The organism is uncultured Comamonas sp. (assembly GCF_964277875.1).
In the GTDB taxonomy this organism is placed as follows: domain Bacteria; phylum Pseudomonadota; class Gammaproteobacteria; order Burkholderiales; family Burkholderiaceae_C; genus Comamonas; species Comamonas sediminis.
Genome location: NZ_CAXYJV010000038.1, coordinates 127,467 through 154,284, shown reverse-complemented (window position 1 = coordinate 154,284; position 26,818 = coordinate 127,467). Strand labels below are relative to the sequence as shown.

23 protein-coding genes and 1 pseudogene are annotated in these 26,818 nt (G+C 64.5%); 14 read left to right on the top strand and 10 right to left on the bottom strand.

Going from position 1 to position 26,818, the window contains the following annotated elements; translation table 11 throughout:
- Window positions 1-49: 49 nt before the first annotated feature.
- The 8 genes from ACHWUQ_RS14305 (at window position 50) to ACHWUQ_RS14270 (ending at window position 11,194) form a co-directional block, all read left to right on the top strand.
- Window positions 50-2,536 (top strand): TonB-dependent siderophore receptor, encoded by a 2,487-nt coding sequence (locus ACHWUQ_RS14305; RefSeq protein ID WP_394681533.1) that lies wholly within the window; start codon window positions 50-52, stop codon window positions 2,534-2,536.
- Between the two features lie 205 nt (window positions 2,537-2,741).
- Window positions 2,742-3,035, top strand: a complete 294-nt coding sequence (locus ACHWUQ_RS14300; protein ID WP_312459130.1) for a DUF3649 domain-containing protein — start codon at window positions 2,742-2,744, stop codon at window positions 3,033-3,035.
- Between the two features lies 1 nt (window position 3,036).
- On the top strand, window positions 3,037-4,737 hold the full coding sequence (locus ACHWUQ_RS14295) for a PepSY-associated TM helix domain-containing protein (RefSeq protein WP_394681532.1): 1,701 nt from the start codon (window positions 3,037-3,039) through the stop codon (window positions 4,735-4,737).
- Window positions 4,734-5,081 (top strand): DUF3325 domain-containing protein, encoded by a 348-nt coding sequence (locus ACHWUQ_RS14290; protein WP_394681531.1) that lies wholly within the window; start codon window positions 4,734-4,736, stop codon window positions 5,079-5,081. Before ACHWUQ_RS14295 ends, ACHWUQ_RS14290 begins: the two co-directional genes overlap by 4 nt.
- A 94-nt stretch (window positions 5,082-5,175) precedes the next feature.
- Window positions 5,176-6,354, top strand: a complete 1,179-nt coding sequence (locus ACHWUQ_RS14285) for an efflux RND transporter periplasmic adaptor subunit (RefSeq protein ID WP_394681530.1) — start codon at window positions 5,176-5,178, stop codon at window positions 6,352-6,354.
- A complete protein-coding gene (locus ACHWUQ_RS14280) occupies window positions 6,348-8,357 on the top strand; it encodes an ABC transporter permease (protein WP_394681529.1) in 2,010 nt (669 codons plus the stop codon). The genes ACHWUQ_RS14285 and ACHWUQ_RS14280 overlap by 7 nt, the downstream gene beginning before the upstream one ends.
- Window positions 8,358-8,359: 2 nt before the next feature.
- Window positions 8,360-9,763: an efflux transporter outer membrane subunit gene (locus tag ACHWUQ_RS14275; RefSeq protein WP_394681528.1), complete on the top strand. Its 1,404-nt coding sequence runs from the start codon at window positions 8,360-8,362 to the stop codon at window positions 9,761-9,763.
- Between the two features lie 882 nt (window positions 9,764-10,645).
- Window positions 10,646-11,194, top strand: coding sequence for a hypothetical protein (locus tag ACHWUQ_RS14270; RefSeq protein WP_394681527.1), 549 nt, complete (start codon window positions 10,646-10,648; stop codon window positions 11,192-11,194).
- Between the two features lie 196 nt (window positions 11,195-11,390).
- Here the strand turns inward: ACHWUQ_RS14270 and ACHWUQ_RS14265 are convergent, their stop codons facing one another.
- From ACHWUQ_RS14265 to leuC, 3 genes are read right to left on the bottom strand one after another with little or no spacing between them, the layout of a single operon-like run.
- Window positions 11,391-12,269, bottom strand: a complete 879-nt coding sequence (locus ACHWUQ_RS14265) for an alpha/beta fold hydrolase (protein WP_394681526.1) — start codon at window positions 12,267-12,269, stop codon at window positions 11,391-11,393.
- Window positions 12,269-12,952 (bottom strand): 3-isopropylmalate dehydratase small subunit, encoded by a 684-nt coding sequence (leuD, locus tag ACHWUQ_RS14260; protein WP_394681525.1) that lies wholly within the window; start codon window positions 12,950-12,952, stop codon window positions 12,269-12,271. The genes ACHWUQ_RS14265 and leuD overlap by 1 nt, the downstream gene beginning before the upstream one ends.
- Window positions 12,945-14,360, bottom strand: coding sequence for a 3-isopropylmalate dehydratase large subunit (gene leuC, locus ACHWUQ_RS14255; RefSeq protein WP_394681524.1), 1,416 nt, complete (start codon window positions 14,358-14,360; stop codon window positions 12,945-12,947). Before leuC ends, leuD begins: the two co-directional genes overlap by 8 nt.
- Before the next feature lie 97 nt (window positions 14,361-14,457).
- Here leuC and ACHWUQ_RS14250 point away from each other — a divergent pair, with 97 nt between their 5' ends.
- Window positions 14,458-15,378 (top strand): LysR family transcriptional regulator, encoded by a 921-nt coding sequence (locus ACHWUQ_RS14250; RefSeq protein ID WP_394681523.1) that lies wholly within the window; start codon window positions 14,458-14,460, stop codon window positions 15,376-15,378.
- Between the two features lie 85 nt (window positions 15,379-15,463).
- On the opposite strand, the gene ACHWUQ_RS14245 is transcribed toward ACHWUQ_RS14250, so the two are convergent.
- Genes ACHWUQ_RS14245 through ACHWUQ_RS14235 form a run of 3 tightly spaced genes read right to left on the bottom strand, consistent with a single transcriptional unit; the run spans window position 15,464 to window position 19,168 of the window.
- A complete protein-coding gene (locus tag ACHWUQ_RS14245) occupies window positions 15,464-16,255 on the bottom strand; it encodes a DUF4198 domain-containing protein (RefSeq protein WP_394681522.1) in 792 nt (263 codons plus the stop codon).
- A gap of 3 nt (window positions 16,256-16,258) precedes the next feature.
- Window positions 16,259-16,774, bottom strand: coding sequence for an EF-hand domain-containing protein (locus tag ACHWUQ_RS14240; protein ID WP_394681521.1), 516 nt, complete (start codon window positions 16,772-16,774; stop codon window positions 16,259-16,261).
- A 30-nt stretch (window positions 16,775-16,804) separates the two neighbouring features.
- Window positions 16,805-19,168, bottom strand: coding sequence for a TonB-dependent hemoglobin/transferrin/lactoferrin family receptor (locus tag ACHWUQ_RS14235; RefSeq protein WP_394681520.1), 2,364 nt, complete (start codon window positions 19,166-19,168; stop codon window positions 16,805-16,807).
- 650 nt (window positions 19,169-19,818) lie between these two features.
- On the opposite strand from ACHWUQ_RS14235, the gene ACHWUQ_RS14230 reads away from it, so the two are divergent.
- Window positions 19,819-20,217 (top strand): hypothetical protein, encoded by a 399-nt coding sequence (locus ACHWUQ_RS14230; RefSeq protein ID WP_312459082.1) that lies wholly within the window; start codon window positions 19,819-19,821, stop codon window positions 20,215-20,217.
- Window positions 20,218-20,354: 137 nt separating this feature from the next.
- Window positions 20,355-21,389: a linear amide C-N hydrolase gene (locus tag ACHWUQ_RS14225; RefSeq protein WP_312525835.1), complete on the top strand. Its 1,035-nt coding sequence runs from the start codon at window positions 20,355-20,357 to the stop codon at window positions 21,387-21,389.
- Window positions 21,390-21,406: 17 nt separating this feature from the next.
- Here the strand turns inward: ACHWUQ_RS14225 and ACHWUQ_RS14220 are convergent.
- Both ACHWUQ_RS14220 and ACHWUQ_RS14215 read right to left on the bottom strand, forming a co-directional pair.
- Window positions 21,407-21,982, bottom strand: a pseudogene (locus ACHWUQ_RS14220) (ATP-binding cassette domain-containing protein); the annotation flags it as partial.
- A gap of 77 nt (window positions 21,983-22,059) precedes the next feature.
- A complete protein-coding gene (locus ACHWUQ_RS14215; protein WP_394681519.1) occupies window positions 22,060-22,425 on the bottom strand; it encodes a VOC family protein in 366 nt (121 codons plus the stop codon).
- Window positions 22,426-22,436: 11 nt separating this feature from the next.
- On the opposite strand from ACHWUQ_RS14215, the gene ACHWUQ_RS14210 reads away from it, so the two are divergent.
- Window positions 22,437-22,673, top strand: a complete 237-nt coding sequence (locus ACHWUQ_RS14210; protein WP_312834269.1) for a hypothetical protein — start codon at window positions 22,437-22,439, stop codon at window positions 22,671-22,673.
- A complete protein-coding gene (locus ACHWUQ_RS14205) occupies window positions 22,674-23,051 on the top strand; it encodes a hypothetical protein (protein WP_394681518.1) in 378 nt (125 codons plus the stop codon).
- 140 nt (window positions 23,052-23,191) lie between these two features.
- Here the strand turns inward: ACHWUQ_RS14205 and ACHWUQ_RS14200 are convergent, their stop codons facing one another.
- Entirely contained in the window at window positions 23,192-24,124 is a 933-nt protein-coding gene (locus ACHWUQ_RS14200) for a LysR family transcriptional regulator (protein WP_394681517.1), read from the bottom strand.
- A gap of 103 nt (window positions 24,125-24,227) precedes the next feature.
- Between ACHWUQ_RS14200 and ACHWUQ_RS14195 the strand changes: the two genes are divergently transcribed.
- Complete coding sequence (locus tag ACHWUQ_RS14195) at window positions 24,228-24,962, top strand: SDR family oxidoreductase (RefSeq protein WP_394681516.1); 735 nt, start codon at window positions 24,228-24,230, stop codon at window positions 24,960-24,962.
- A gap of 137 nt (window positions 24,963-25,099) precedes the next feature.
- On the opposite strand, the gene ACHWUQ_RS14190 is transcribed toward ACHWUQ_RS14195, so the two are convergent.
- Window positions 25,100-26,617 carry an Ig-like domain-containing protein gene (locus ACHWUQ_RS14190; RefSeq protein WP_394681515.1) on the bottom strand — a complete coding sequence of 506 codons (1,518 nt, stop codon included), beginning with the start codon at window positions 26,615-26,617 and terminating at the stop codon, window positions 25,100-25,102.
- Window positions 26,618-26,818: the final 201 nt, after the last annotated feature.

Sequence of the window (26,818 nt, the reverse complement as noted above, 5' to 3'; positions counted from 1 at the left end):
CCTTGTGGTGAGCGTTTGCTTTCACCCCCTCTTCACAAGGACGATTTTCATGCCTTCATTGCTTTTCCGTGCCCGGCACACACTGCTGGCCCATGCCGCACTCTTGCTGGTTTTGGCGCTGCCGCTGCAGGGCGCACTGGCGCAACCCGGCGCCCCGGCGCAGACCCAGCGCTTTGACATGGCCGCCCAGCCGCTGGCCGCTGCGCTGGACCAGTTTGCCCGCCAGGCCGGCCTGCAGCTGGTATTTGCACCCGAGCTGGCCGCCGGCCGCCAGGCGCCGGCACTGCATGGCCAGCTGCCGCTGCGCGAGGCGCTCGACAGCCTGCTCAAGAACAGCGGCCTGCAGGGCCGCATGCAGGATGGCACCTTGACGGTAGAGACGTCGCCCACGCGCGAGAGCACCTTGGCCGAGGTGCGGGTGCAGGCGCGCCGCGCGGTGGACGGCACCACCGAAGACACCGGCTCCTACACCAGTCGGGTGACCAGCATTGCCTCCAAGTCCGACCTGGCTTTCCGCGAGATTCCGCAGTCGGTATCGGTGGTGACGAGGGCGCAGCTCGATGACCGCCGCCTGACCGAAGTGCGCGATGCGCTGGCCGCCACGCCGGGCATCACGACGACCTTGACCAATGCCGAGGCTGCGAACTTCTTCTCGCGCGGTTTCCAGATTGACAGCATGCAGGTCGATGGTGGCGCGCCGCTGAACATCTCCAACTTCACCTACAGTGCCGCGCAGAACATGGATTTCTACGACCGGGTCGAGGTGATGCGGGGCGCATCCGGCCTGCTGGGCGGCGTGGGCGATCCGGGCGGCATCATCAACATCGTGCGCAAAAAGCCCTTGGCCGAACCGCGTGTGATAGTGCAGCAGTCGCTGGGCAGCTGGAACAACTACCGCAGCATGCTCGACGTGACGGGGCCGCTGGCGTTGGAAGGCCGGGTGCGTGGCCGGGCGGTGCTGTCCTATACCGACAGCGACTCCTTCATCGATATCAAGCACCAACGCTCACCCCAGTTCTACGGCATCATCGAGGCCGATCTGGGCCCCGACACCTTGCTGACGGCGGGCCTGAGCCGCGCCAACATCCGCAGGCGCGGCGAGGGCGGTGGCGATGTGCCGCGCTACAACGATGGCAGCGACATCGGCCTGCCGCGCAACACCAGCTTGACCCAGCCGTGGTCCACCGGCTTCACGCAGAACTCCGAGCTGTTTGCCGCGCTGGAGCACAGGCTGAACCCGAACTGGCGTGCCAAGCTGAACGTGACCCGCACCTCGTCCGACTACGACGGCACCACCGCCTTTGGCTATGGCGCACTGGACCGCGAGACCGGCACCGGCGTGACCTGGAACGGCGGCGGCCACTACCTGTACAAGAACACCCAGACCGTGGTGGATGCCAGTCTCTCGGGCAACTTCTCGCTGCTGGGCCGCACCCATGAGCTGGTGCTGGGCGTGGACCGCCAGAGCGTCGAGAGCTTCTGGAATGTGGGCTACTCCAGCGATCCATCCGGCGTGGTGCCGATTGATGTGTTCAACCCCGGCAGTTGGCAGCCAGCGGCGGCGGGCCCGGTCTCGCGCCGCTACAACCCCTGGGGGCAAAAGCAACTGGGCGGCTATGGCGTGCTGCGCTTGCATCCCACCGACCGGCTGCATGTCATCCTGGGTGGGCGCTACGCCAAGTACAAGTTCAACCAGGTGTATGAGTCGATGGATGCGGCCGGCAACTGGGAGTTGGCATCGGGCAGCCGCTTCAGTGAGCCGGGCAAGTTCAGTCCCTATGGCGGCGTGATCTATGACCTGAACGGCCAATGGTCTGCCTACCTGAGCCATGCGTCCATCCTCAAGCCGCAGGCACTGTCCAAGTCCGGCCCGCCGCCCGGCGATTCGCTGGCGCCTGTCAAGGGCAAGAGCTATGAGGCCGGCCTCAAGGGCGAGCTGATGGAGGGCAAGCTCAATGCCACCTTCAGCGTTTTCCAAGTGGCGCGCACGGGCACGGCGGTGCTCGACACGCGCTACCCCAGCAACCACGAGGAATGGTCGGGCAACTGCTGCTACCTGCCACAGGGCCGGGTCACCAGCCGGGGCTTTGATGTGGAAGTGGGCGGCGAGCTGCGTCCGGGCTGGCAAGCCTCGGCGGGCTACACCTATGTTTCCACCCGCGATGAGACCGAAGGTGCGCCTTTCAGCAGCATCACGCCGCGCCATCTGCTCAAGCTGAGCACGGCGTATACCTTGCCGGGCGAGCTGTCTGCCTGGCGCGTGGGGACCAGCGCCCACATCCAGAGCAAGCACTATGTGAAGGACACCTTGTATGACGCGGACTGGAACCCGGCGCGCAGCTATGACTTCACCCAAGGCGGCTACGCCGTGTGGAATGCCATGCTGCAGTACAAGGTCGACCCGCGCTGGACGGTGACCTTGAACATCAACAACCTGTTCGACAAGACCTACTACCAGTCGGTGGGTTACGCGAGCGGCAGCAACTACTACGGCAGCCCGCGCAGCGCGACGCTTACTTTGCGGGGGACCTTCTAAACAAAAAAAGCGCCGTGCCGCTGGCTTGAACCAGTACCGTTTGAGGGCCCACCCGCTGCGACAGGCGGGGGGATCCTCGACAGGTGCTTACAAACCAAATGGCCCTTTTTTGCATCTCGTTTGTCATGTAAGAGGAGGGGCCTGAAAAGGCCCATTGGCGACCCAAAAAATTGTTTACCCCGCAACCACCACGATGCCCCTATCCATGAACCCGATTCCTCACGCCCCCAGCGCCCACCCGGGCCTGTCCGTCCTGAGCCGCTTGCTGGCCGCCGTGTTCGGCGGCTACCTGCTGGCCAGCGCCTTGGCCGTCTTCCTGGCGGCCGTACTGCCCGCTGCCCGCGCCGAGGCCGTGCTGGCCGGCATGCAGTGGAGCTTTGCGCTGCATGCGCTGGCGGCGGTGTGGGCGTTCTCGCCGGTCTCGCCGGGCAAGGTCTGGCTGGGGATTGCGTTGCCCAGCGTGCTGCTGGCAGCGGGTGCCTTGGTGCTGGGGCGCTGACATGGGCAAGACCGTGATCGACAAGCGGCCGGGCAGCGGCGCAGCGCGCGGCGGGTTTCGCCAGGCGCAGGCCTGGCTGCATACCTGGTGCGGGCTGTGGTTCTCCTGGCTGTTGTATGCGGTGTTCCTGACCGGCACCCTGGCGGTGTTCCAGGAGGCCATTGGCCACTGGATGACGCCTGAGCACCATGCCGAAGAAGCGGCGCATGCGGCCGAGCAGGCCGCCACCGAGGCAGCAGGCCTGGCCTCCAGCCGGGGCCAGCGCCTGGCCTGGGGCGCGGCCTTTATGGAGAAGTACCACCAGGGCGCTGAGATGTGGGAGATCTGGCCGACGGACGCCAAAGGCGGCGGCGACCTGAAGGTCTACTGGTTTGACCAGAAGCGCCAATACGCCGATGCCGAGCTGGACACCCGCACGGGCGAGCCTTTGGACGAGGGCCACCATGGCGCGATGCGGGCCACGATGGGTGGCGAGCACTTTGTGCATTTCCACTACGAGCTGCATGCCGGCCAGGCCGGGCTGTGGGTGGTCGGTGTTGCCGGCATGGCCATGCTGGTGGCGCTGATCAGCGGCGTGGTCACGCACAAGCGGATTTTTCAGGACTTCTTCACCTTCCGCGCCCGCAAGGGCCAGCGCAGCTGGCTGGATGCGCACAACGCTGTGGCGGTGTTGACCCTGCCGTTTCAGCTGATGATTGCCTACACCGGCGTGGCGATATCGGCCCTGACCTTGATGCCCGCCGGCATCTGGAGCCAGTACGGCACGGCGCCCCATGACCGCCAGACTTTTGCGGCCGAGCTGGCTGAGCCGGGCAAACCAGCGCGCTCGGGCGAGGCCATGGCGGTGCCCGATCTGGAGAGCTTTGCCGCACGCGGCCAGGCGCTGATCGGCCAGCCGGTGCGTGCGGTGGTGGTAGACCATCCCGGTGATGCGGCTGCGCGCGTTGGCATCTATGGCTGGAACAGCGATGCCGATGCGGACAAGCGCCTGAGCCCCAATACCGGCATGGCCATGTTCTCGGCCGCCAGCGGCGAGCTGCTGCAGCTGCGCATGCCCGGCAAGGCCGAAGGCGGGGGCGCCTCGCTCGCCCAGTCAGTGATGGGCGGGCTGCACATGGTCAAGTTTGGCGGCTGGCCGATGAAGTGGCTCTACTTTGTCTGCGGGCTGGCCGGCACCGCGATGATGGCCACCGGCGCCATCCTGTTTGTCGTCAAGCGCCGCAGCAAGCACATGGGCGAGTTTGGCAGCGCCACGGCCGCCGTCTACCGCTTGATTGAGGGGCTGAATGTGGCGGCCGTTGCCGGCCTGGCTGTGGCCTGCATTGGCTACCTCTGGGCCAACCGCCTGCTGCCGCTGGAACTGCCGCAGCGCGCGCAGTGGGAGCTGGGCGTCTTCTTTGGGCTGTGGCTGGCCGCGCTGCTGCATGTCCTTGTGCGCGCCCCGGCCAAGGCCTGGCTGGAGCAGATGGCACTGCTGGCTGCGCTCTGCCTGCTGCTGCCGGTGCTGAATGCGCTGACCGTGGGTGACCACTGGCCCGCGCAGCTGCTGCGCGGCGACTGGGAAAGCGCCGGCGTGGAGCTGGGCGCCTGGGCCTTTGGCCTGGGCGCCGTCTGGGCCTGCCGTGTGCTGTGGCGCCGCCGCGCGTTGGTGGCGGGCAAGGCGGCATCTTCAACCGCAAACAAAGTACAGGTGGGCGCATGACCAGTTGGCAAGCATCTGGATACGCATTGGCGCTGGCCTTTTCCGGCATGACGGCACTGGCCTTTGCGATGGACCGCCACCATGCGCAGTTGACGGGCGAACAAGAGATTGCGAGAGGGCGCAGCCGCTTGCTGCGCCTGCTGGGCAGCTTGCTGCTGGCAGCCGCCGTGCTGCCCAGTGTGGGCGGCTGGGGCGCCACCGTGGGCGTGGTGGCCTGGCTGGGTTGGATATCGGCCGGGGCACTGGTAGCAGTGTTGTGGATTGCGGCTGCGCCGCGCTGGGCGGCGCGTGCAGCGGCTGCAGCGGCGCCGCTGGCCTTGTTGGGTTGTTGGTGGTGGGCCTGAAGGCCTGTTGAAGAACCGTGGAGGGGACGATGGTGGGGGAAGCAATGACGGGTGTGCACAAGCAGTGGCTGGGCGTGGCTGAGGGACATATCTCATGAAGGCCTCGCGTGTCGGAGTGACCGTGGTGGCCGTTGCGGCGGTAGTGGCAGCGGCGGTGCTGTGGTGGTCGGGCCGCCCGGCCATGGCCTACCAGAGCGAGCCGGTGGCGCGCCAGGATATCGAGGCCACGGTGACGGCGATTGGCACCTTGCAGCCGCGCAGCTATGTGGATGTGGGTGCCCAGGTCTCGGGCCAGATCCTGAAGCTGAAGGTGGCGCCCGGTGCCGAGGTGGCCAAGGGCGATCTGCTGGTGGAGATTGACCCCAGCGTGCAGCGTGCGACGGTGGATGCGGGCCGTGCCTCGTTGGCGGGCCTGCGCGCCCAGCTGGCCGAGCAGCAGGCCCAGCACCGGCTGGCGGGCCAGCAGCTGCAACGCCAGCAGCAGCTGAGCGCACACGAGGCCACACGCGAGGAAGACCTGCAGACCGCCCAGGCCAACCTGGCCATGGCCGTGGCGCGCATGGACCATTTGAAGGCCCAGATCAGCCAGACGCAGGCATCGCTGAAGGCCGACGAGGCACGCCTGGGCTACACCCGCATCTATGCGCCGATGGCGGGCACCGTGGTGTCGGTCGAGGCACGCGAGGGCCAGACTCTGAATGCGACCTACCAGACGCCCAATATCCTGCGCATTGCCGATTTGTCGGCGATGACGGTCTGGACCGAGGTGTCCGAGGCCGATGTGCGCCGCGTCAAGGAGGGCATGCCGGTCTACTTCACCACCTTGGGGGGCGCCGGCCAGACCAAGGCCCGGCGCTGGCAGGGCCAGGTGCGCCAGGTGCTGCCCGCGCCCGCAGCCAGCCAGGCCCAGCCGGCCGGCAATGCGCAGACGCCGGCACCCGCCACCAAGGCCGTGGCCTATACCGTGCTGTTTGACGTGGGCAATGACGACGCCGAGCTGATGCCGCAGATGACGGCGCAGGTGGTGTTTGTCAGCGCCCGTGCCAGCCAGGCGCTGGCGGTGGCGCTGACGGCGGTGGAAGAAGACAAGGCCCGCGAAGGCGCCCATGTGGCCCGGGTGCTGGATGCCGGCGGCCAACCCCAGACCCGCAAGGTGAAGCTGGGCATACGCAGCCGCCACCAGGTGGAGGTACTGGAAGGCCTGGCCGAAGGTGAGAAGGTCGTCACCGGCGAAACCCCGCTGCAGCGTGGCCCCAGGTGGCTGCAATGGTGAGCGGCCCGGTGGACGCAAACCAGCCACTGATCGCACTGCGGGGCATTCGCAAACACTATGGCGACCCCGCCAGCGGCCAGCCGCTGGTGACGGTGTTGCATGGCATTGACCTGGATATTTACGCGGGCGAATTTGTGGCCGTCGTGGGCAGCTCGGGATCGGGCAAGTCCACGTTGATGAACATCCTGGGCTGCCTGGACCGGCCCAGCGATGGCAGCTACCACTTCCAGGGCCAGGATGTGGCGCAGTTCGACTCGGACGCGCTGGCCTGGTTGCGGCGCGAGGCCTTCGGCTTTGTCTTCCAGGGTTACCACCTGATCGCCAGCGAAAGCGCCAGTGAGAACGTGGAGATGCCGGCCATCTACTCCGGCCTGCCGAAGGGCGAGCGGGCGCAGCGCGCGCAGGCCCTGCTGCAACGCCTGGGCCTGGGCGAGCGCCTGGGCAACCGGCCCAACCAGCTCTCGGGCGGTCAGCAGCAGCGCGTGTCGATTGCGCGTGCGCTGATGAATGGCGGCCACATCATCCTGGCCGACGAGCCCACCGGCGCACTCGATTCGCACAGCGGCGCCGAGGTGATGGCGCTGCTGCGCGAACTGGCCGCTGCCGGCCACACCATCATCCTGATCACCCACGATCGCGATGTGGCGGCGCAGGCGCAGAGGGTCATTGAAATCAGCGACGGCCGCATTGTGGGCGACAGTGCGAGCCAGCCTGCAACGGCGGCAACCACTGCAACTACCGCAGAAGGCGATGGCACGCGCATGCAGCTGGCGCCTGTGCCCATGGGTGGCAGTGCCTCGGCCGCGCCGCTGGTGGCCGAGCTGCTGGAGGCCGCGCGCTCGGCCTGGCGGGGCATGCGCCTCAACCGGGTGCGCACCAGCCTGACCTTGCTGGGCATTGTGATCGGGGTGGTCTCGGTGATCGTGATGCTGGCCATTGGCGAAGGCGCGCGGCGCAAGGTGGTCGAGCAGATGGGCACCATGGGCACGGCGATTCTCTACATGGGCAGCAAGCCGCCAGCGACCGGCGGGCCGGCAGGCCAGATAACAGAGGAAGACCTGGACGCCTTGCGCGAGCTGCCCGAGATACGGCGCGTGATGCCGGTGATTGGCGACCCCATCACCGTGCGCTATGGCAATGCGGACAAGCAGGTCTATGTGTTTGCCGCCAGCGAAGAAATGCCGCTGGTGCACCACTGGAAGCCCAGGCTGGGCCGCTACTACACGGACACCGAGGACCGCGATCTGGCGCCGCTGGTGGTGCTGGGCCACAAGGCGCACAAGCACTTCTTCCCCGACACGCCCAACCCGCTGGGGCGGCAACTGATCATCGGCACCTCGGCCTTCGAGGTGATTGGCGTGATGAGCGAGCGCGGGGCGGATTCGGGCGCGCAGGACTATGACGACATGGTCTTCATCCCCTACCAATCGGGCCGGGCACGCGTCTACCAGGCGCAGACCCAGCCGGACTATGTGGTGGTCGAGGCCATGTCCTCCGAGGTGGTCAACGAGGCCGAGACGGCCATCCACCGCGTGCTGCTGGCACGCCATGGCGGCCGCGAAGACTTTGGCATCGGCAATGCCGCCGCACGCATCCAGGCTGAGGCGGCCACGCGCCAGAGCATGGCGGTGATGATGGGGCTGATTGCGGCGGTGTCGCTGGTGGTGGGCGGCATTGGCGTGATGAATGTGATGCTGATGACGGTGCGCGAGCGCACGCGGGAGATCGGCATCCGCATGGCAGTGGGTGCGCGGCAGAGCGACATCCTGCGCCAGTTCTTGACCGAGGCCAGCCTGGTGACGCTGTCGGGTGGCACCGTGGGCCTGGTGGTGGGCGCCTTGGTCGGCGCCGTGCTGGTGCTGGCCGGTGTGCCGGTGGTGTTTTCCATCCGGGCCATGGGCGGTGCCTTTGCCTGCGCGGTGGTCACCGGTCTGGTGTTTGGTTATATGCCGGCCAGGACGGCCGCGCGCCTGGACCCGGTACGGGCCCTGGCAGGAGAGTGAGTATGCAGATCTTCCCAACCGCCAGCGCGCTGGCAGCGGCCCTGGTGCTGGCAGGCTGTGTGTCGGCGCCGCCCCAGGTGCAGCAGTCGCAACTGCAGGCGCTGCATGTGCCGGCCCAATGGCAGCGCAGTGACGCTGCACAAGGCGATGCCGTCAGCCAGGGCTGGTGGCGCAGCTTTGGCAGCGCGGAGCTGGATGCGCTGGTGGCCGATGCCCAGCAGCACAGCCTGGATGTGGCCGCCGCCATGGCCAGGGTGCAGCAGGCACAGGCCAGCGCCCGCTATGCCGGGGCCGAGCTGTTGCCCACCGTCAACGCCACGGCCCAGGCCGGGCACCAAGGCCGGCTGGGCGGCCATGCCGAAACGACGGGCCGCAACCTGTCCGTCGGCCTGGCCGCCAGCTATGAGCTGGACCTCTGGGGCCGCCTGCAGTCACAGCGCGATGCGGCAGGCGCTGCGCTGCGTGCCAGCAGTTTTGACCATGACACGGTGCGGCTGTCGGTCACCGCTGCAGTGGCAGATGCCTGGCTGCTGAACGTGGGCCTGCGTGAGCGCGGCGAGATTGCCCAGCGCAATCTGCAAACCGCCGAGCGCCTGCTGGCGCTGGTCGAATCCAAGGCCAATTTTGGCGCGGCCACACCGCTGGAGCTGGCGCAGCAACGCGGCCTGGTGGCGGCGCAGCGCCGGGCGCTGGCGGCCCTGGACCAGCAGCAGGCCGATGCCCAGCGCAGCCTGGCCTTGCTGCTGGGCCAGGCGCAAGGCCCTGCCGTCAGCCAAAGCAGTGTGCTGGCCTTGCAGGTGCCTCGCATCGACCAGGGCGAGCCCATCGCGCTGGTCACCCGCCGGCCCGACATCGCCCGCGCCGAGGCCCGCTTGCAGGCGGCCGATGCCGACCTGGAAGCCGCACGCGCCGCGATGCTGCCCCGCCTGAGCTTGACGGCCGGGCTGGACGCACAAGGCCGGCAACTGCACCGTGTGCTGGACAACCCGCTGTACTCGATGGCCGCAGGCCTGGCTGCGCCCATCTTTGATGCCGGCCGCCTGGCCGCCAACCGCGACCTGGTGATCGCCCAGCGCGAGGAGCTGCTGCTGGCCTACCGCCAGAGCATTGTCCAGGCCTTCAGCGATGTGCAGACCGCCCTGAACGCCGTTGCCGGTGTGCAGCAGCAGGCGCTGGCGCAAGAGGAAGAGCTGCGCCAGGCCCGCAAGGCGCTGGCGCTGGCCGAGGCCCGTTACCGCGCCGGCGCCGAGACGCAGCTGGTGCTGCTCGACACACAGCGCTCGCTGTACCAGGCGCAGGACTTGGCAGTGCAGCTGCACCAGGAGCGGCTGCGCGCCAGCGTGGCCTTGTACAAGGCGCTGGGCGGCGGCTGGGGGCAGGTGCAGGGCGAGCCCACCAAGGGCTAGCGCTTTAACGCTTCTGGTTGGCCAAGGTGTTAGGCAGCGCCGTGCTGGCACGATGGCGTGTGGACTTTGCCGTTGGCCGCAGGCTCGGCCCGCTGATACATGGCTTGCATGCTAGAGGTTTAGCGGCTTTTGTTCGAGCCCTTTAGAGCGCATGTAGTCATAAGTGGGACTCATGAATGGCAGCGAAAGGGCCTTTGGTAGTTTCGAGATGACGATTTAGGGCCGCAATCGGCCGCTACGTAGGGGAGGAATCTAAACCGATGACGAAAACTTTCATTGGCGAGCCTAATGGTGAAATACAAGGCTCAGCGCTAAATGGGCCGCAAACAGGCGTCCCTGCCTGTCCTTCCACTCAGCTGAGAAGATATCACCAGTAGTACTCTCGAACCGAGTCCGGATATGCAAGAAGAATTGGCGTTCATTCCTGATCAGAGAGATGGGTTAGGCAAGGATTCATCACCCAAAGCTTGTTGCCAAGGCCAACGAGTTCTTTGAGAGCCAAGTCGGGCCGGCGGCAGGGCTATCTCCTCTGAACAGCGATATTTCAAACGCCTCAATGGGTCCCAAAGATGGGGCGATTCACCGTCTATATGACAGCGTGTGGGATGGTCGAAACCATCTGAGCAGCGGGATTCATTCCAATGATCTTGGTCACCATCAACCGATTGAAAATGTCGACGATAAGCGATGTGTGCAAGGCTTTCAGGACTGCACTTCCGGTGGAAAAGGTCAGGTTCCTGAATGGGTCTAATATCTGAAGATTATCTGAGCGTCACAAGGGGCTCTAGGATTCGTCGATTCGGCTTGGATCAGGCGAATCTGGTGATCTGCTCTGGCCTTGGTTGCTTCACACAGAGGCCGACATTCAAGTGGTTATCCCAGATGCACAAGCTTTCCTATTTTGTCGCCAACAGTTGGGCTCCGTTCTCGCATAGACGGGTGTATACAGTTTTATCAGTGGATTCCACAGCGCGTTTGATAGCAGGCGTACCTGCTGGCGATGCCTTGCCATTTACGGCGCTCGTTGCCAGTCTCGCGCCGCCTTATCTTCTGCTTTTTGTTCTTCACACGTCGCGAGGGGAAGGGGCGGAAGGTCGCTACCAAAGTCCAGCACTTTCACTAGAAGAATTTCAAGATTTCATCGGCAGATTCTGCTCGTTTCTAGGCGGTGACGCGAGGTTTGATATTTGGGCCTATTCCGTGGAAGAAAGGGCGACTATTGTCTGGGACCGCCACGATCAAATCTTTGCTTACGGGCCGATCGGCCGGTACCAAGAAAGGCTCAATGCACTCGGTTTCGAGGTGGGTGATCCGAGCATTCCGGTTCCACACCAGCACCACTACAGGGAAGAGTTTGACGTAGATGCCAAGGCACTTCTCGTCAGCCTGCCTTGGATGTATTCGGTGTTGGGACCTGAAGATGAGCAATAAATTGCAAACTGTCTGCGCGTTGGCGAACGGCGTTCTGCAGCTCTGCATGGAAAGAAGCGGGCGGAGACAGTCGCAGGTCGGCAGGCCAAGGTCACCCATGCAGTGGGCTCCATAGCAGCTGATCAGTCCTAGTTCATGCAAAAGGCCCGCCGATACCCTCAGCGAGTCTCGAGATGACCACCTCCATCGCTACCCATCAGACGGCAAAAAACTCCGCCATCTCCTCCAGCAACTGTGTAGGCTGCTCCTCGGCAATGTAGTGGCCGCAGCCGAGCGCCTTGCCGCTGACGTCAGTAGCCGCCTCGCGCCACAGGTCCAGCACCGGGAAGCAGCGCCCCACGGCGCCTTCGGCGCCCCAGAGCACGCGCAGCGGGGCCGTTACCTGGTGGCCTTTGGCCCTATCGGCCCGGTCGTGCTCCAGGTCGATGCCTGCGGATGCGCGGTAGTCCTCGCAGATGGCGGTGGCGGTGCCAGGGATGGCGATGCAGCGCAGGTACTCTTGCAGGGCGTCTGGTGCGAAGGCGGCCAGACCCGCGTGGCGGCGTCCCATCACATCGCGGATGTAGGCGGCGGGGTCGGCGTCAATCAGCCGCTCTGGCAGCGGTGCAGGCTGGATGAGGAAGAACCAGTGCCAATAGGCCTTGGCAAAGGCTTGCGTGGTTTGCTCGTACATCGCCAGGGTCGGCGCTATATCGAGCAGCATGGCGCGCTGCACCCGGTCCGGGTGGTCCAGCAGCAGCCGGTGGGCTACGCGCGCGCCCCGGTCATGGGCGGCGAGGCGGAACTGCTGGTGGCCCAGGCTGGTCATCAGATCGGCCATGTCCTGGGCCATCGTGCGCTTGCTGTAGGCGGCGTTGTGCGGGCTGGCCCCGGGGCGGGCCGAGTCGCCATAGCCGCGCAGGTCGGCGCAGACGACGGTGAACGTTTCGGCCAGCGCCGGCGCCACGCGGTGCCACATCACATGGCTCTGCGGGTGGCCGTGCAGCAGCAGAAGCGCGGGGCCGCTGCCCCCGACGCGGCAACGAATCACGGTGCCATTGACGGCTACATCGCGGGTGTCAAAACGCTCGAACATCAGGCTTTTCCTCCAAAGCTTGCCGGTTGCTGTGTACGTGGCGTATCGCCAAGATGTTGGCGGGTGCGCAGCGCCACGTCTTTGAGCCAAGGATAGGCTGCCCAGTGGCGCTGCGCAAAATGCGTGATGTCGGCCTGGTACATCAGCGACATGCCGATCAGGTCTCTGCGCTCCAGCTGCATGCGGTGGTGGCGTTCCGACAGGCTGAAGGCGGCGTCCACGCTCTGGCTCTTGACCCGGAGCGCCTGCAGGTCGATATGGACATGCGCGGTCTCCAGGCTGCCGGCATCGGCCATCAGCATGGCGATGTCCGTCTCGGGGAGCATGACCAGCAGCAGCTGGTTGTTCATCGCGTTGGAGTAGAAGATTTCTCCAAAGCTGGGCGCGATGATGGCCTGGATGCCGTACTGCTGCAGCCCCCAGACGGCATGCTCTCGGCTGGAGCCGCAGCCAAAGTTGGCGCCGGCCACCAGGATCTCCACATCGGCGCGCTCGGGCTGGTTCAGCACAAAGCCGGGGCGCTGGCGGCCTGCGGCGTCAAAGCGCAGGTCGTACAGCAGGCCCTTGTCCAGCCCGGCCTTGTCGATGCCGTGCAGAAACTGCTTGGGCATGATTTGGTCGGTGTCCAGGTTCTCGATCGCCAGAGGGGCCATCTTGCCGCTCAGGATGTGTTGCTCACGCATGCAAGGTCTCCAGACGCCGAACGTCGGTAATGGTGCCGGTGATGGCAGCGGCGGCTGCCATCGCAGGGCTCATCAGGTGGGTGATGGCGCCGCGTCCCTGGCGCCCCTCGAAATTGCGGTTGGTGGTGGAGGCGCAGCGCACACCGTCTGCCAGAATGTCGCCGTTCATCGCCAGGCACATGGAGCAGCCCGGCTCCCGCCATTCAAAGCCGGCATCCAGCAGCAGGCGGGCGATGCCTTCTGCTTCGGCCTGTTGCTTGACCGCGCCGGAGCCCGGCACCACCATCGCACGGACCCCCTGGGCCACCTGGCGCCCGCGCACCACCTCGGCCACGGCCCGCAGGTCTTCCACGCGGGCATTGGTGCAGGAGCCGATGAAGACATGCTGGATGGCGATGCCTTCGAGCGGCATACCTGCTGCAAGCCCGGTGTAGCGCAGTGCCTGCTCGGTACTGCGGCGCAGGGGCCCAGGGGCCTGCATCGCCGGGTCAGGAACCGCGCCACCAATAGGCGCCACCTGGTCCGGGCTGGTGCCCCAGGTCACATGCGGGGGCACGTCGCTGGCATCAAAACGGTGCTCCACATCAAACACCGCGCCTGCATCGCTGCGCAGGCCGGCCCAGTGCTGCAGGGCGGCCTGCTGTACGGCGCCGCTCAGGTCTGCGGAGCGCGCAAGCACATAGTCTGCGGCCTTCTGGTCGGGCGCGATCAAGGCGCCACGGGCGCCTGCCTCGACGGCCATGTTGCACACGGTAAAGCGGGCTTCGATGGACATGGCGTCGAATGCCGTGCCGCAGAACTCGATGACATGGCCACGGGCACCCTGGGCGCCGATATGGCCGATGACCATGAGGATCAGGTCCTTGGCGGTGGTGCCCAGCGGCAGCACGCCATCGACCTGGATGCGCATGTCCCTGGCGAGCCGGTACACCAAGGTCTGCGTGGCCAGCACATGCTCGACCTCCGAGGTGCCGATGCCAAAGCCCAGCGCGCCCAATGCGCCGTAGGTGGTCGTGTGCGAATCGCCGCAAATGACCACCATGCCGGGCCGGACCATGCCGTGCTCAGGCGCCACTACATGCTCGATGCCTTGCAACGCATCCTGGGTATCGAACAGGGCAATGCCATGCTGGTCGCAGTTCTTGCGCAGGTTGCTGGCCTGCAGCGCGGGCGCAGCATCGCGGATGACGCGGATGACGCCTGGGTCGGTCGGAATCACGTGGCTGACCACGGCCATGTTCTGGCCGGGCATCAGCACCTGGCGCCCTTGCTCGTCCAGGCCGGCAAAGGCCTGGGGGCTGGTGTACTCGTTCATCAAGTGCAGATCGCAGAACAGCAGGACGTTCTGCGCATCGAGCTGGGCGACGGTATGGGCGTCGACCAGCTTGCGGTAAAGGGTGCGGTGCATGTGGGAAGCTCTGTGTACTGATGGCTCCAAGTCTCACCGCTGAGTCAAAAATATACAATGCGCGCCAGAGCACGACTTTCGGTCGCTGGAGTTACGAATGGATGGATTTTCCGACATCGCCTTTTTTGCGCTGCTCAGCAAAGAGGGCAGCATGCGCAGCGCGGCCCAGCAGCTCGGTGTCACCGGCCCGGCCGTCAGCAAGCGCCTGGCGGCGCTCGAAGCCCGGCTCGGTGCCCGGCTGATGCAGAGAACCACCCGCCGCATGGGCTTGACGCCTGAGGGCGAGCGCTACCTGGTCGAGGGTGCGCGTCTGCTCTCCGAGCTGGGTTCGCTGGAGCGCGCCATTGGCGGGGCGGCCGCCGTGCCGCAGGGCCTGTTGCGGGTCAATGCCACCTTCGGCTTTGGCCGCCGGCATATTGCGCCAGCGCTGGGAACGTTTGCACGCCGCTATCCAGAGGTGGAGGTACAGCTGCAGCTGAGCGACCGGCCTGCCGATCTCGCTCAGGACCGTTTCGATGTGGTCATCCGGATGGGTGACATGCCCGATTCGCGCTGGACAGCCCGGGTGCTGGCCCGCAACCGCCGTGTGCTTTGTGCCTCGCCAGGCTATCTGCAAGACAGGGGCGCGCCTTCGTCACCGCAAGCGCTGACGCGCCATGCCTGCCTCTTCATCCGCGAGGGCGACGAGGCGTTTGGCACCTGGCATCTGCGCAACGGGGCACAGACAGAAACGGTGAAGGTGAGGGGGCCGCTGAGCGCCAACGATGGCGAGTCGGCCACCGCCTGGGCGTTGGCGGGGCACGGCATCCTGATGCGCTCGGAGTGGGAGGTCGGCCCACTGCTGCGCGCGGGTCAACTGCTGCCGGTGCTGCCGGATTGGCAGCTGCCGCCCGCCGATATCTATCTGCAGTTCCACGGCGGAGCCCATCTGCCCGCGAAGACCAAGGCGCTGGTGGACCACCTGGTCGAGGTGTTCGCACCGCAGCGCCCGCCGGGGAGGGCGGATGCCAACTGGTGATGGGTGATGGAAGGCGGGCCGTGGCCCTGCGGGGAGCTTGCTCGGGATGGAGCAAGCGCTGCGCGTGCCACAGCCCTGAGCAACACTACTGCGCCAGCACGCGGAAGGTCAGCGTGTAGTTGTAGCCATAGGTCGGCGCGGCAGCGCCTTCGGGGGCCGGGGCGCGGTGGCGTACCAGCGCCATGTAGATACCGGGCTTGCCCGGGGTCCAGCTGATGTCGCCCTGCGCATCGGTACTCAACTCATCCACGCTGTTCTGGCCTTGCAGATCCATCGGCGAGCGGTAGATGCTGACCTTGTGGTCTGCCAGCGGCTTGCCGTCAAAGTGCACTGCAAAGTTGAATCTCTCTGCGGCGAACACATCGCTGGGGTGCGTGCTGGGCACGATCTCCAGCCCCTTGCCGTAGGGCTTGGTGGGGGTGGGTGCACCAGCCGTGACGTAGGCATCGGAGACCGACAGCGACTGGTAGTGCCGCTTCATCACGCCACCTTCGGGCATGACGGCCTTGGGGTCGCGCACGACGGTGGTTTTGCCGTTCACTTGCCAACTGCGGAAGATGGCGCCCAGACGCGGGCCAGTGGAGAGGCGGTAGGTACCTTTCTCGTCAGGCAGTTTTTGCTCCGCCACCGTGCGGGTCTTGAACTGGTGCACATCGCCAAAGGGCAGCGTGGTGCCCGAGGGCGTGGTGACGCTGAACGGCGTGTCGCCAAATTGGACCTCGGACAGGAACAGTTTTTCTGCAAAGCCCGCATCCACACTGATGGTGGATTTGGGCTGCGCATCGAACACGCTGGGCAGCAGAAAGGGCATGTGGGCCTGGGCAGCGCTCAGGCTGAACGTCGCAGCAAGCGCAGCAAACAAATGGCGCGCTTGCATGGCTTACTGGCCTGCCATGTCGGCTGCGTTGACCACGCCGTCGCCGTTGCGGTCGGCGTTTTTGAAGGTCTTGTTGGCGATGTCGATTTCCTCTTCGATGCTGAGCTTGCCATCCTTGTTGGTGTCGAGGATGTGGAAGCGCACATGGGCCTGCTTGATGCTGCCTTCGTACTGCTGGTCGGGCTTCTTGCCTGCGGCGGCGTATTGGGCCTTGAGGCGGCCTTCAAACTCGGCCACGTATTCGTCCTCGCTCAGCCAGCCATCCTTGTTGGTGTCGGCGGCGACGAAGCGCTGCTTGCGCAGGGTGTCGTATTCCTCGCGGGTGACAACGCCGTCGCGGTTGGCGTCATAGCCACCCATGAAGGCATTGTGGCCGTGGCCGCCCACGGGGGTGGCCGGGCCCTTGGCCTCGGTCTTGGCCGCAGCGGCGGGGGCTGCGGTCTTGCTGTCGTAGCTGGCGCAGGCCGTCAGCAGCGCGGCGGCTGCGATTGCGGTCATGGCGGCGGAAAAGCGGTTCATGCTGGGGTCCTTTCGTGGTGGGAGAGAAACTTAGAAATTGACGTTCAACGAAACGGCGTAGGTGCGGCCCGGGTTGGTCAGCAGCTGGATGTCGCGCTGGTCCTTGGCGACGGAGGGCTGCAGGCTGCGGCTGCTGGCGTAATCCCAGTAGCGCTTGTCCGTCAGGTTGTAGATGCCGACGTTGAGGCGGGCGTTCTTGTTGATCTGCCAGTAGCCCGACAGGTCGAACAGCGCATAGCCGGGTACGCGGAACTGCTCGATGCTGGAGTCGGCAATGTCGCTGCCAGCGTTGGTGTAGCTCTCGCGGTTGGTGGCCTGGGCCTGCTTGCCGGCCACAAAGGTGCCGGTCATGTTGACGCCCCAGGCGCGCATGGGCGCGTCATAGCCCACGCCGATGACGGCCTTGCGCGGCTGGATGGTATCCAGCGGCACATCCTTGTCACCCGCATAGTTGGACTTGGAGGTGCCATGGGACAGGCCCAGCGCCCAGGTCGAGTACAGGCCCTTCACGGCAGGTGCCCACTGGCCGTGGTCCTGACGGGCGCTCATTTCCAGACCGTAGATCGTGGCTTCGTCGCGGTTCTCGGCCTGGTAGATGGTGCCGATGTGTGCAGGTACGTTGCTGAACTTGCCAGGCGCGCTGGCGCGGGTGTAGCGGGTGTAGCCGATGAAGTCCTTGTAGCGCGTGTAGAAGGTCGATGCATTGAACAGCACGCCGTCGGTCGGCGATCCCTTGACGCCGATCTCAAAGGCGTTGCTGGTCTCTTGCTTGAGGTTGCTGTTGCCGATCAGCGCGTACTGGGCAGAGCCGGCGTAGTTCTGGTCCATGTTCCAGGAGCCGAACACTTCGCCAGCGGTGGGTGCACGGCCACTGCGCTTGTACTGGCCGTAGGCGATGAACTTGGGCGTCAGCTCATAGGTCAGGCCCAGGCTCGGGCTCCAGATGGTGCTGCTGAGGTTGCTGTACAGCTTGGAGGCCGCGTCTTCGGTCAACGCGCCTTCGGCAAAATCGCCCAGGTGCTTGGGTTCCACCTTGACCCGGTCAACGCGCAGTGCCGGGATCACGCCCAGGCGCTTGCCGCCTACGTCAAAACCAATGTCATCCTGGATGAAGGCGCCCAAACGCAGGGTGTCGGTGTCTGGCTGTGGCTTCATGTAGCCGGCAACGTCCCAGGGGCGTTCCTGGCTTTGCGTCTGTGCGTTGAAGCCAAAGCTCAGGCGGTGGCGGTCGATGCGCTTGTCGCCGGTGGTCGAGAGGCCCCAGGCCTTGGTCTTGTTTTGCGACAGGTTGCGCGCGACGGCGCCGCTCGCCAAGGTGGTGGTGTCGGTCACGTCCTTGGTATCGGTGTTCTGGAAGAACAGGCGCGTGTCCAGCTGGTCCACAAAGGCGTCGCTGGGCGTCCACAGGTGCGACAGCTGCAGTGTGTTGCGGCTGGTGTCGCTGTCCTGCATATTGTTTTGCGTGATGGAACTGTTGTCGGTGCTCCAGCCGTAGAACTGGTTCTGGTTGCTGCGTCGGTACAGGTCGGCAGACAGCTCCAGGCGGTTCTCGGCATCGATCTGCAGGCCGCCCTTTATCAGCAGCGCGTTGGAATGCCAGTCTTCCGGCGATGCCTTGATGCCCAGGGCGCTGTTGTTCTGGGTCTCCTTGCCATCGCGGCGCGAGAAGGCGATCAGGCCATCGAGGCTGCCCGATTTGCCCGCTGCGGTGATGCTTTCGTTCCAGGAATGGTCGGCAGAATCAAAGCCAAGCTTGCCACCGAAGTAGCTGGTATTGCCATTGCGCAGAAAGTCGCTGGCCGACTTGGTCTTGAAGCTGACAGCGCCGCCAATGCCACCGGCTGCACGCCGGGCCGTGGTGGTGCCCGACTGGATACCGACCGAGGAGAACATTTCGGGGTCGATAAAGTCGCGGCCAATGCCAAAGGTGTTGTTGCCGGCGCGGCTGACGTAGGGGCGTGTGCTGGCGTCGGGCATTTCAATGCCGTCCACATCCATGCCGATGCGGTTGCCTTCGATACCGCGAATGTTGTAGCCCGTGGTGCCCGAGCGGTCAAAGCTGCTGCGGTTGCGGCTGGTGCCCGATGCCGTGCCGGGGGCCGATACCAGGGGCTGGTAGCGCGAGATGTCCGCCATGCTGTTGGCCTTTTCCAGCTCCTCGCCGGAGATCACGGTGATCGTGCCGGGGGCCTTTTCTGCCTTGGCCTGCACCGTCACTTGCGGCATCGTCGATTCTGTCTGGGCCAGTGGCACAGCCGGCTCCGGCGCGGCCTGCTGCGCCCAGGCACCGCTGGATACGAGCGCGGCCACGGCGGCGGCCAGGTAACGGGGTTGGAAAGTGGAAGTGGCGCGCGCAGCCATGCGCTGCGCCTTGTCAGAGGTGCGAGAAGCCATAGGGTCCAGCCAGTTAAAGCAAGAAGAGGGGAAGGAAGGACTGCTGGCTACTGACCCGTGCTGCATGCGGAGGATGCAGGCTCAAGGCAAGGTGTTGTTATTGCTGGCGCCTGAAAAATGCCATTTTATATGAAAATGATTATCATTTGCGTTGTTTCTTGGCATCGTCCTGTTGGCAAGCCTCGTGCTGCGGTGGCATGGAAGGGGTCAGCGCTACTACTAACGCCCTGCATCCCGCCCACGCGCGTCGCAGACCTCAAGCGGTGCCGGTGCGGGTAGTAGAACCCGCCGAGCTGGTCGCAGCAGAGGGAACCGGCAGTGACCCGGCACCCGCCCCGGTTGGCCTGACCACCCCCCAGCCGCTGGGCACCGGCAGCGGCACTTGCGATGCCCGGCCACCCTGGTGAAACTGCCTTTCCGCGCTACCGCCCAGGCCCGCGAGTCATTGATGTGTTTGCAGCGCAGGGCGGTATCCGGCGGGGGACCTGGCAGCGCTGCTGAACGCCATCGTCGCCTTCATTGGGTGGGTGGATCAGGCTATATGGAATATGATCATCTCGCTGATAACGCGGTCCCGAGGACGCTCGCTGTGCAGGCCTGCCCAGCCGCGCGGGACCGCACCGAGAAATTCAATGAGAGGATATGCCACCATGAAAAAGCCCGCTGCTCGTCCCCTGTCCGCCCTGGTGCTGGCCACCGTTCTGGGGGGGCTGGCCTGTGCCGCTTCTGCCGCTCCGCTGACGTTTCTGAACCAGACCATCACCGCCAGCGTTCCCGCCAAGGATGTGCCCGCGCTGCGCAAGGCGGTGGGCGATGTGCTGAACCATGCCGCTGACAAAAGCACCACACAATGGACCAGCAGCCACGGCCCGCGCTCGCGCCAGGTGCAGATGGCACTGACCCCGCTGCAAACCAGCCAGACCCAGAAGGCCGATACCTGCCGCCTGCTGAATGTGGAAGCCAGCCGGCCCACCGGCAAGCGCAAGGAGGAGTGGCAGTTCTGGTTCTGCAAACAGGCCGACGGCACCTGGAAGGCCAGCGCCCAGTAAACACGCAGCCGGGTCGCCACTGCCCGGTGCGGCAGGCGGCCCGCTGGCTTGTCTGACAGAGCCCATCTGGCGATGGGAGGGAGAGAGCAATGACGAACAAGATGAATCGGCCGACTGCGCGCAAGCTGGCTGCGGCCATGTTGGCGGGCGTGCTGGGCCTCAGCAGCATCAGCAGCGCCATCGCCTGCACGCGGGTGGTCTACCTGGGTGCGAACGACCAGGTCATCACCGCGCGCTCGATGGACTGGAAAAACGACATCACCAGCAACCTCTGGGTCTTGCCGCGCGGCATGGAGCGCACGGGCCAGGCGGGGCCCAACTCGCTGCGCTGGACCTCGCGTTATGGCAGCCTGGTGACCTCGGGCTATGACGTCTCGACCACCGATGGCGTCAACGAAGCAGGGCTGAGTGCCAACCTGCTGTGGCTGGCCGAGTCGCAGTACCCCCCATTTGATGACAAGAGCAAGCCCGGCCTGACGATTGCCGCCTGGGCGCAGTATGTGCTCGACAACTTTGCGACCGTGGCCGAGGCCGTCAAGGCGCTGGAGCAGCAGCCCTTCACCATCGTCTCGGACAACGTACCCGGCGAAGACCGGCTCACTACCTTGCACCTGTCGATGTCGGACGCCAGTGGCGACAGCGCCATCGTCGAGTACATCGGCGGCCGCCAGGTCATCCACCACAGCCGCAGCTACCAGGTGATGACCAACTCGCCCACCTTTGACGAGCAGCTGGCGCTGAACAGCTACTGGAAACAGATTGGCGGCACCGTCATGCTGCCCGGCACCAACCGCGCTGCCGACCGTTTTGCGCGCGCCTCCTTCTACGTCAATGCCGTGCCCCAGGACCAGGAGCCCAACAAGGCGCTGGCCAGCGTGTTCAGCGTGATCCGCAATGTCTCCGTGCCCTATGGCATCACGACCCCGGACCAGCCCAATATCTCCTCGACGCGCTGGCGCACGGTCTTCGACCACAAGCGCAAGCTCTATTTCTTTGAATCGGCGCTCACGCCCAATACCTTCTGGGTGGACCTGAAGGCGCTGAACTTCAGCCGCGACACCGGCAAGGTGCTGAAGCTGGATCTGGGCCCCAACCAGAACCATGCGTTTGCCGGCGATGCGACCGGGGCTTTCCAGCCTTCGGCGCCGTTCAAGTTCCTGGGGTTGCAGTAAGGCGGTGCGCGGCGGCGTCAGCGCTGTGGCGATGCCGCGATGGCCTGGAGCAGCTCCGCTGCTTCCGAAGGCTTGCGGATCTCCAGCCACTGCAGATGCGCAAACTGCGCATCATTGCGCAGCGCCGCAAACTTGCGCTGGTTGTTGGCATAGGTGGTCCAGGCCCACAGCAGGATCGAATCCTTGGAGAACAAGGCCATCGCCAGCGACTCCCGGTTGCCGTGCGACAGGCGCTGGCGCGTGATGCTGTGCCGGAGCGTGCGCCAGAGCAGGCGCGAGAAAACCGTGAAGCGGCTGTAGTTGAGCCACACGACATGGGTGGCTTGCGGCCAGAGGATATCGCGCACATCGCTGTAGTTGCCATCGGCCACCCAGCGCTCGCCCTGCGTGGCCTGCGCCACCCCCTGCCGGAATTGCTCCGTCGGCACGGCCTGCCAGTCCGGTCCCCAGTACAGCGCGTCCAGCTCGATATAGCGGGACGCCGTCAGGCCTGCCAGCGCTTGGGCGAGGGTTGATTTGCCTGCACCACTTGTGCCTACCACCAGATAGCGCATCTCCATCCTTTGCCGGGTTGTGGCCCGCTGTGCTGCTCGCGGACAAAGAGGGGGATTCTAGCCAAACCCTTGGCCTGGAATAGCGCAGCTCCAGCAACGATGCCGGTCGCTTGTACTTAGGTCGTCCGGTACTGGCGGCTCGACACGCTGATGGAGTTGCCATCCGGGTCCTTGGTGTTGGCGAAGGCATAGCCATGGGCCTGGTGCACCGTGCCAAATGCCAGCCCCCGGGCGGCAGCCTGGGCCACAAACTGCTCAACGTCTGCCACGCTAAAGCTGAGCTTGAGCACTGCAGAGCCAAACTTCAGGCTCTTGGCAGCCTGGTGGATCAGGATCTCCGCGCCGCCGTGCAGGGGCTGGAGGCTGATCAGGCCATCGACCACCTTGCAGTCAGAGGCATAGCCAAAATGCTCGACATAAAAGCGCGCCGTGCGTTGCATGTCTTTGGCGTAGATGAGCAGGGTGTTGAGCGCGATGGTCATGGCGGGCCATTATGGCAGCGGCATCGCTGGGGCGCTTGCATTGTCAGCACACGGTGGCTGGCGCTTGCGCACTGCATGGCCCGCGCATTGGCCTGGCCTTGCACGCAGATGCGCCCACCGCCGGCTGGTTTCGGCCCGAGGATGCGGCGCCTCCCTCCAGCGCTGCCGACTATTTGCGCCTGGTCTCCTCGCTCTGGGACAGCTGGCCACTGGACGCGCTCATTGGCGATACCGAAGGCGGCCGCTAGGTGGATGCCGACCGCATCGTGCGCATAGCAGATCCCGTCTACACCCATATCGGCGGCCCGCTCACGCTGCCCACCGATACCCAGGGCAAGCCCCCGCTGCTGCTGCTTTCGCCCCACGGCGCGGAGGCTTCTACCGGCCCTTCGGTGGACCTTCAGCTCAACGAGACCGCGTCGGGGTCAGGCCATTTCGTGAGCGGCCCCGTAAGCCTGCGCACCGGAGCGCCATCGCTGGACGCCGTCCTCGCCTGGCCCCTCGAAGTCCATGCGCGGGCGCAACGCGCATCGATACGCGAAGCCCTGCAGTTGCCCGCAGGACGTATTGCTGCTGTGGTGCAGACGCCGGTTTTCAAGGATGCTGCGGCGGCGGTGCGGGTGTGAGGGGTGGCACGGCGGGATGAGGTTTCCCCATATCCCCTTGGTGCTGATGGTCCGCAAGGAACACCTGACCAAGGACGATCGGTGTCAAGGATGACCTGGTTGGATGTTGCTGATGATTGAAGGGAGTTCTGCATCGATTTTTATTTTTCACTTGTTGGTTTTGTTGCAGGTGATGATCCAGCCACCGGCGCCCACCCTTTGACATGCTCCACCAAGGCCCTTAACTTGCGCGGCTGGTTTCTGCGACTGGGGTAGTAGAGGTAAAAGCCGGGGAAGTAGGGCAGGTAGCTGTCCAGCACCGAGACCAGCTCGCCGCGTTCCAGGTAGGGCGCAAAGGTCTCTTCCATGCCGATGGTGATGCCGCCATCGGCCAGCGCGGTGCGCACCATCAGCAGCATGTCATTGGTGGTGACACGGGGGGCGACCGCGAGGCTGAAGTCGCGGCCGTTTTCCTGGAATTCCCAGCGGTAGGGGGCGAGCTCCAGCTCGGCGCGCCAGCCGATGCAGCGGTGGCCCAGCAGGTCATGGGGGTGCTGGGGCGTTCCGTGTGCGGACAGGTAGGCAGGGGTGGCGACGACCACCTGGCGTTGCGGCCCCGTCAAGGGGATGGCGATCATGTCCTGCTCGATGACTTCACCGAGGCGCAGGCCGGCATCGAAGCCACCTGCAATGATGTCGGATTCGTCATCGGTGACGGTGACATCCAAGGTGATATGCGGGTGGGCGGCGGCAAAGGCGCTGATCAAGGGGCCGGACAGAAAGCGCTCGGCGATAGAGGTGACCGCCACGCGCAGCAGCCCGCGCGCCGGGCCTTCTTCAGATACTTCTTCAAGCGCCACCTTTACGGCAGCCAAAGGGCCGCTGATTTGCTGGTGCAGCGTCTGGCCAGCCTCGGTCAGGCGCACATGGCGGGTGGTGCGGTGGACCAGGGCGATGCCCAACTGGTCTTCCAGCTTGCGCATGGCCTGGCTGACGGCAGAGCGCGTCACGCCGAGCTGGTCGGCCGCTGCACGGAAGTTTTGTGCGTTGGCCACCGCCAAAAAGCAGGGGAGCAACTGGAGTTCGTCTTTCATTGGTTAGAAAGTCTAACCGAATTGTGCAGCATTGGTGCACTTCTCTGATCAAGCCAAGCTGCCTACAGTTTGAACTTTCCAACGCCATTGCAGAAAGTTCTCCATGAAAAACTTGCTCGACAAAGTCATTTTGATCACTGGTGCCAGCAGCGGTATCGGTGAGGCCTCTGCCAAGCTGCTGGCCGCGCACGGCGCCACCGTCGTGCTCGGCGCCCGCCGGGTCGACAAACTGGACCAGATCGTGGCCGATATCCAGAACGCAGGCGGTGTGGCCGAAGCGCTGGCGCTGGATGTCACCCAGCGTGCGCAGCTGCAGGCCTTTGCGGACCATGCGCTGAATCGCCATGGGCGCATCGATGCCATCATCAACAACGCCGGCGTGATGCCCTTGTCACCGCTTGCCGCATTGCGGGTGGACGAGTGGGACTGGATGATTGATGTAAACATTCGTGGTGTGCTGCACGGCATTGCGGCGGTGCTGCCCGCCATGCGCCAGCAGGGCTTTGGGCATGTCGTGAACATTGCCTCCATCGGTGCGCATGCGGTGTCGCCCACTGCCGCAGTTTACTGCGCGACCAAGTACGCGGTATGGGCCATCTCGGAAGGCCTGCGGCAGGAAAGCAGCGACATCCGCGTGACCACGATCAGCCCCGGGGTGACGGAGTCGGAGTTGGCGGAAACCATCACGGATGCCGCTGGCCGCGAAGAGATGAAGGAGTTCCGCAAGGTGGCCATCAGCGCATCGGCGATCGCACGGGCCATCCATTTTGCGATCTCGCAGCCGGCGGATGTGGATACCAGCGAGATCATCATGCGGCCTACGGCGAGCCCGCATTGAAGCTGTTTGTTGCCTCCGGCCTGACAAGGCCAGCACAACAGCTCCCGTTTTTAAAAAAGGCCGTGCCCCGCCGGATAGTGGGCACGGCTTGGTTGGTTTCTGTAGCCCATGCGCGCTTTAGTGCCGGCTGTGGCCCTTTACCAGTACCCAAAAAACGTCTGGCCTTTGGCCGATGGATGCTTTCGATGTGATCGGCGTGCGCCAAACCAGCCCACGGCCGCCAATGCTGCACTCAGCAAAGCCACGAGCCATTGGTTGAGCACCGGGACCGCTTGGGGGGTGGGGGCTCGGGGCGTCACCTCAACGGCTGACGATGGGGGCGTGGTTTCGCCGTTGGAGAGGTGGGCCACGGCCTGGCAGGAGTAGCTGACGCCATTGGCCAGCCCATTCAATGCCACTGGTGGAGTTACCGCCTGTGCCTGTATGTTCCCCGCCGATGAGGTGCATTGCACGTCATAGTTCAACACGCTTACTCCCGCTATCAACGGGGCCGGCGGGTCGATGGCCAACGTGATGGTTTTGTCGCTGGCCGTTGCGCTGGTGATGGTCGGTGCCGTTGCTGCGGCAAGCTTCAAAACCACCTGTGCCTGTGTGCATGGCAATGCTCCGCCGGGCCCGGCGCAGACTTGGTATTCGAAGCCAGTACCTGAAAAGCCGGCGGCCGGAGTGAAGCTGAAGCTTCCGTCAGGGTTGAGGGAGACGTTGCCTTGCGATGGTGCCGGTGCAGACACAAGCGTGTATTCAGCATCGCTGAAGGCATGGGGGTCATTGAGGCGAACACTGTCGTTGATCACGCCATTCACCACGAACTCGTCGTCGGCGGCCGTTATCGGAGTGAGGCCCGTGATGACCATATCCCGGAACTGTTGATTCTGGCTGGCGCCCCCGGTTGATGCGCTCAGTCCCAGTTTGAAGCTTGCGGGGACGGCGTTGATGCCATTAATGGGTGTTCCGCCAATGACAATATCTTTGCTCCAGATTTCGACGCCATCGATGGAAACCGTCAAGCGGATATCGGGTGCAGGCGTGATCGTCACACGAACATGCTTGGGCGCTGATCGGTTGGCAGATAGGTTTCCGCTGTAGGGCATCTCTCCCAGCCATGGGTTACTGCTGCTGGAGCCACGCATACCCAGATGGTTTGACGATGTGCCGAAGCCGGAATTTCCCAAACCTCCACCATAGCGGTCAAATCCCAAACCGACATAGGCACCCAGCATGGTGTTGTAGCCCAGCTGTGAGCCGCCGAGTCCCAGATTGGCGGCTTGGCTTCCATCCATCAGGAACACCGTGAACCCATCTCCTTGACCAAATGCCGGTGTCAGAGAGCCGCCATTGTTGGTCGATAGGTACATGGCGTAATCAAATTCGACATCCAGGCCGGCAGCACTGCTAACGGGGGAGTTGAATACTGCGGCCCCGATTTGGCTCCCCGCATTTGGTGTTATTTCGAGCCAGCCGTTACCTGCACTGTCATTGTCTGCCCCTACTGCCGTAGACGGTGTTGGTGACGCTGTGAGCCTGGCTGAGCCCAACAAAGACCATGCGGCAGCCTGGTCACTTCTGAATGGCTCCGAGACAAACGTCTGTGCATTTGACGCTGCGCCGAAAACGAAGAGTGCTGATACAGCGATGGACTTTGAGATCGGTGTCATGACTTGGCCAGAATCCTTGATGGACTTTGTTTGGAAATGTAACTTTAAATTTTCTTTCCGCCCATTCCTGTTGTCAATCGCTTAAATCAGTGAAAGGGAATACCCTGGGTTATGTTGAAAAAGCACGCGGAGAATTTCTCAATACCGTTGTATGTCGTCAAGATGAAAATATGCGGTGGGATGCCGCATGCATTATTAAAA

What these genes read in the sequence shown, in the direction of transcription:
- ACHWUQ_RS14305 (WP_394681533.1), top strand. Translation starts at nt 50, where the DNA reads ATGCCTTCATTGCTTTTCCGTGCCCGGCACACACTGCTGGCCCATGCC.
- ACHWUQ_RS14300 (WP_312459130.1), top strand. Translation starts at nt 2,742, where the DNA reads ATGAACCCGATTCCTCACGCCCCCAGCGCCCACCCGGGCCTGTCCGTC.
- ACHWUQ_RS14295 (WP_394681532.1), top strand. Translation starts at nt 3,037, where the DNA reads ATGGGCAAGACCGTGATCGACAAGCGGCCGGGCAGCGGCGCAGCGCGC.
- ACHWUQ_RS14290 (WP_394681531.1), top strand. Translation starts at nt 4,734, where the DNA reads ATGACCAGTTGGCAAGCATCTGGATACGCATTGGCGCTGGCCTTTTCC.
- ACHWUQ_RS14285 (WP_394681530.1), top strand. Translation starts at nt 5,176, where the DNA reads ATGAAGGCCTCGCGTGTCGGAGTGACCGTGGTGGCCGTTGCGGCGGTA.
- ACHWUQ_RS14280 (WP_394681529.1), top strand. Translation starts at nt 6,348, where the DNA reads ATGGTGAGCGGCCCGGTGGACGCAAACCAGCCACTGATCGCACTGCGG.
- ACHWUQ_RS14275 (WP_394681528.1), top strand. Translation starts at nt 8,360, where the DNA reads ATGCAGATCTTCCCAACCGCCAGCGCGCTGGCAGCGGCCCTGGTGCTG.
- ACHWUQ_RS14270 (WP_394681527.1), top strand. Translation starts at nt 10,646, where the DNA reads ATGCACAAGCTTTCCTATTTTGTCGCCAACAGTTGGGCTCCGTTCTCG.
- ACHWUQ_RS14265 (WP_394681526.1), bottom strand. Translation starts at nt 12,269, where the DNA reads ATGTTCGAGCGTTTTGACACCCGCGATGTAGCCGTCAATGGCACCGTG.
- leuD (WP_394681525.1), bottom strand. Translation starts at nt 12,952, where the DNA reads ATGCGTGAGCAACACATCCTGAGCGGCAAGATGGCCCCTCTGGCGATC.
- leuC (WP_394681524.1), bottom strand. Translation starts at nt 14,360, where the DNA reads ATGCACCGCACCCTTTACCGCAAGCTGGTCGACGCCCATACCGTCGCC.
- ACHWUQ_RS14250 (WP_394681523.1), top strand. Translation starts at nt 14,458, where the DNA reads ATGGATGGATTTTCCGACATCGCCTTTTTTGCGCTGCTCAGCAAAGAG.
- ACHWUQ_RS14245 (WP_394681522.1), bottom strand. Translation starts at nt 16,255, where the DNA reads ATGCAAGCGCGCCATTTGTTTGCTGCGCTTGCTGCGACGTTCAGCCTG.
- ACHWUQ_RS14240 (WP_394681521.1), bottom strand. Translation starts at nt 16,774, where the DNA reads ATGAACCGCTTTTCCGCCGCCATGACCGCAATCGCAGCCGCCGCGCTG.
- ACHWUQ_RS14235 (WP_394681520.1), bottom strand. Translation starts at nt 19,168, where the DNA reads ATGGCTTCTCGCACCTCTGACAAGGCGCAGCGCATGGCTGCGCGCGCC.
- ACHWUQ_RS14230 (WP_312459082.1), top strand. Translation starts at nt 19,819, where the DNA reads ATGAAAAAGCCCGCTGCTCGTCCCCTGTCCGCCCTGGTGCTGGCCACC.
- ACHWUQ_RS14225 (WP_312525835.1), top strand. Translation starts at nt 20,355, where the DNA reads ATGTTGGCGGGCGTGCTGGGCCTCAGCAGCATCAGCAGCGCCATCGCC.
- ACHWUQ_RS14215 (WP_394681519.1), bottom strand. Translation starts at nt 22,425, where the DNA reads ATGACCATCGCGCTCAACACCCTGCTCATCTACGCCAAAGACATGCAA.
- ACHWUQ_RS14210 (WP_312834269.1), top strand. Translation starts at nt 22,437, where the DNA reads ATGGCAGCGGCATCGCTGGGGCGCTTGCATTGTCAGCACACGGTGGCT.
- ACHWUQ_RS14200 (WP_394681517.1), bottom strand. Translation starts at nt 24,124, where the DNA reads ATGAAAGACGAACTCCAGTTGCTCCCCTGCTTTTTGGCGGTGGCCAAC.
- ACHWUQ_RS14195 (WP_394681516.1), top strand. Translation starts at nt 24,228, where the DNA reads ATGAAAAACTTGCTCGACAAAGTCATTTTGATCACTGGTGCCAGCAGC.
- ACHWUQ_RS14190 (WP_394681515.1), bottom strand. Translation starts at nt 26,617, where the DNA reads ATGACACCGATCTCAAAGTCCATCGCTGTATCAGCACTCTTCGTTTTC.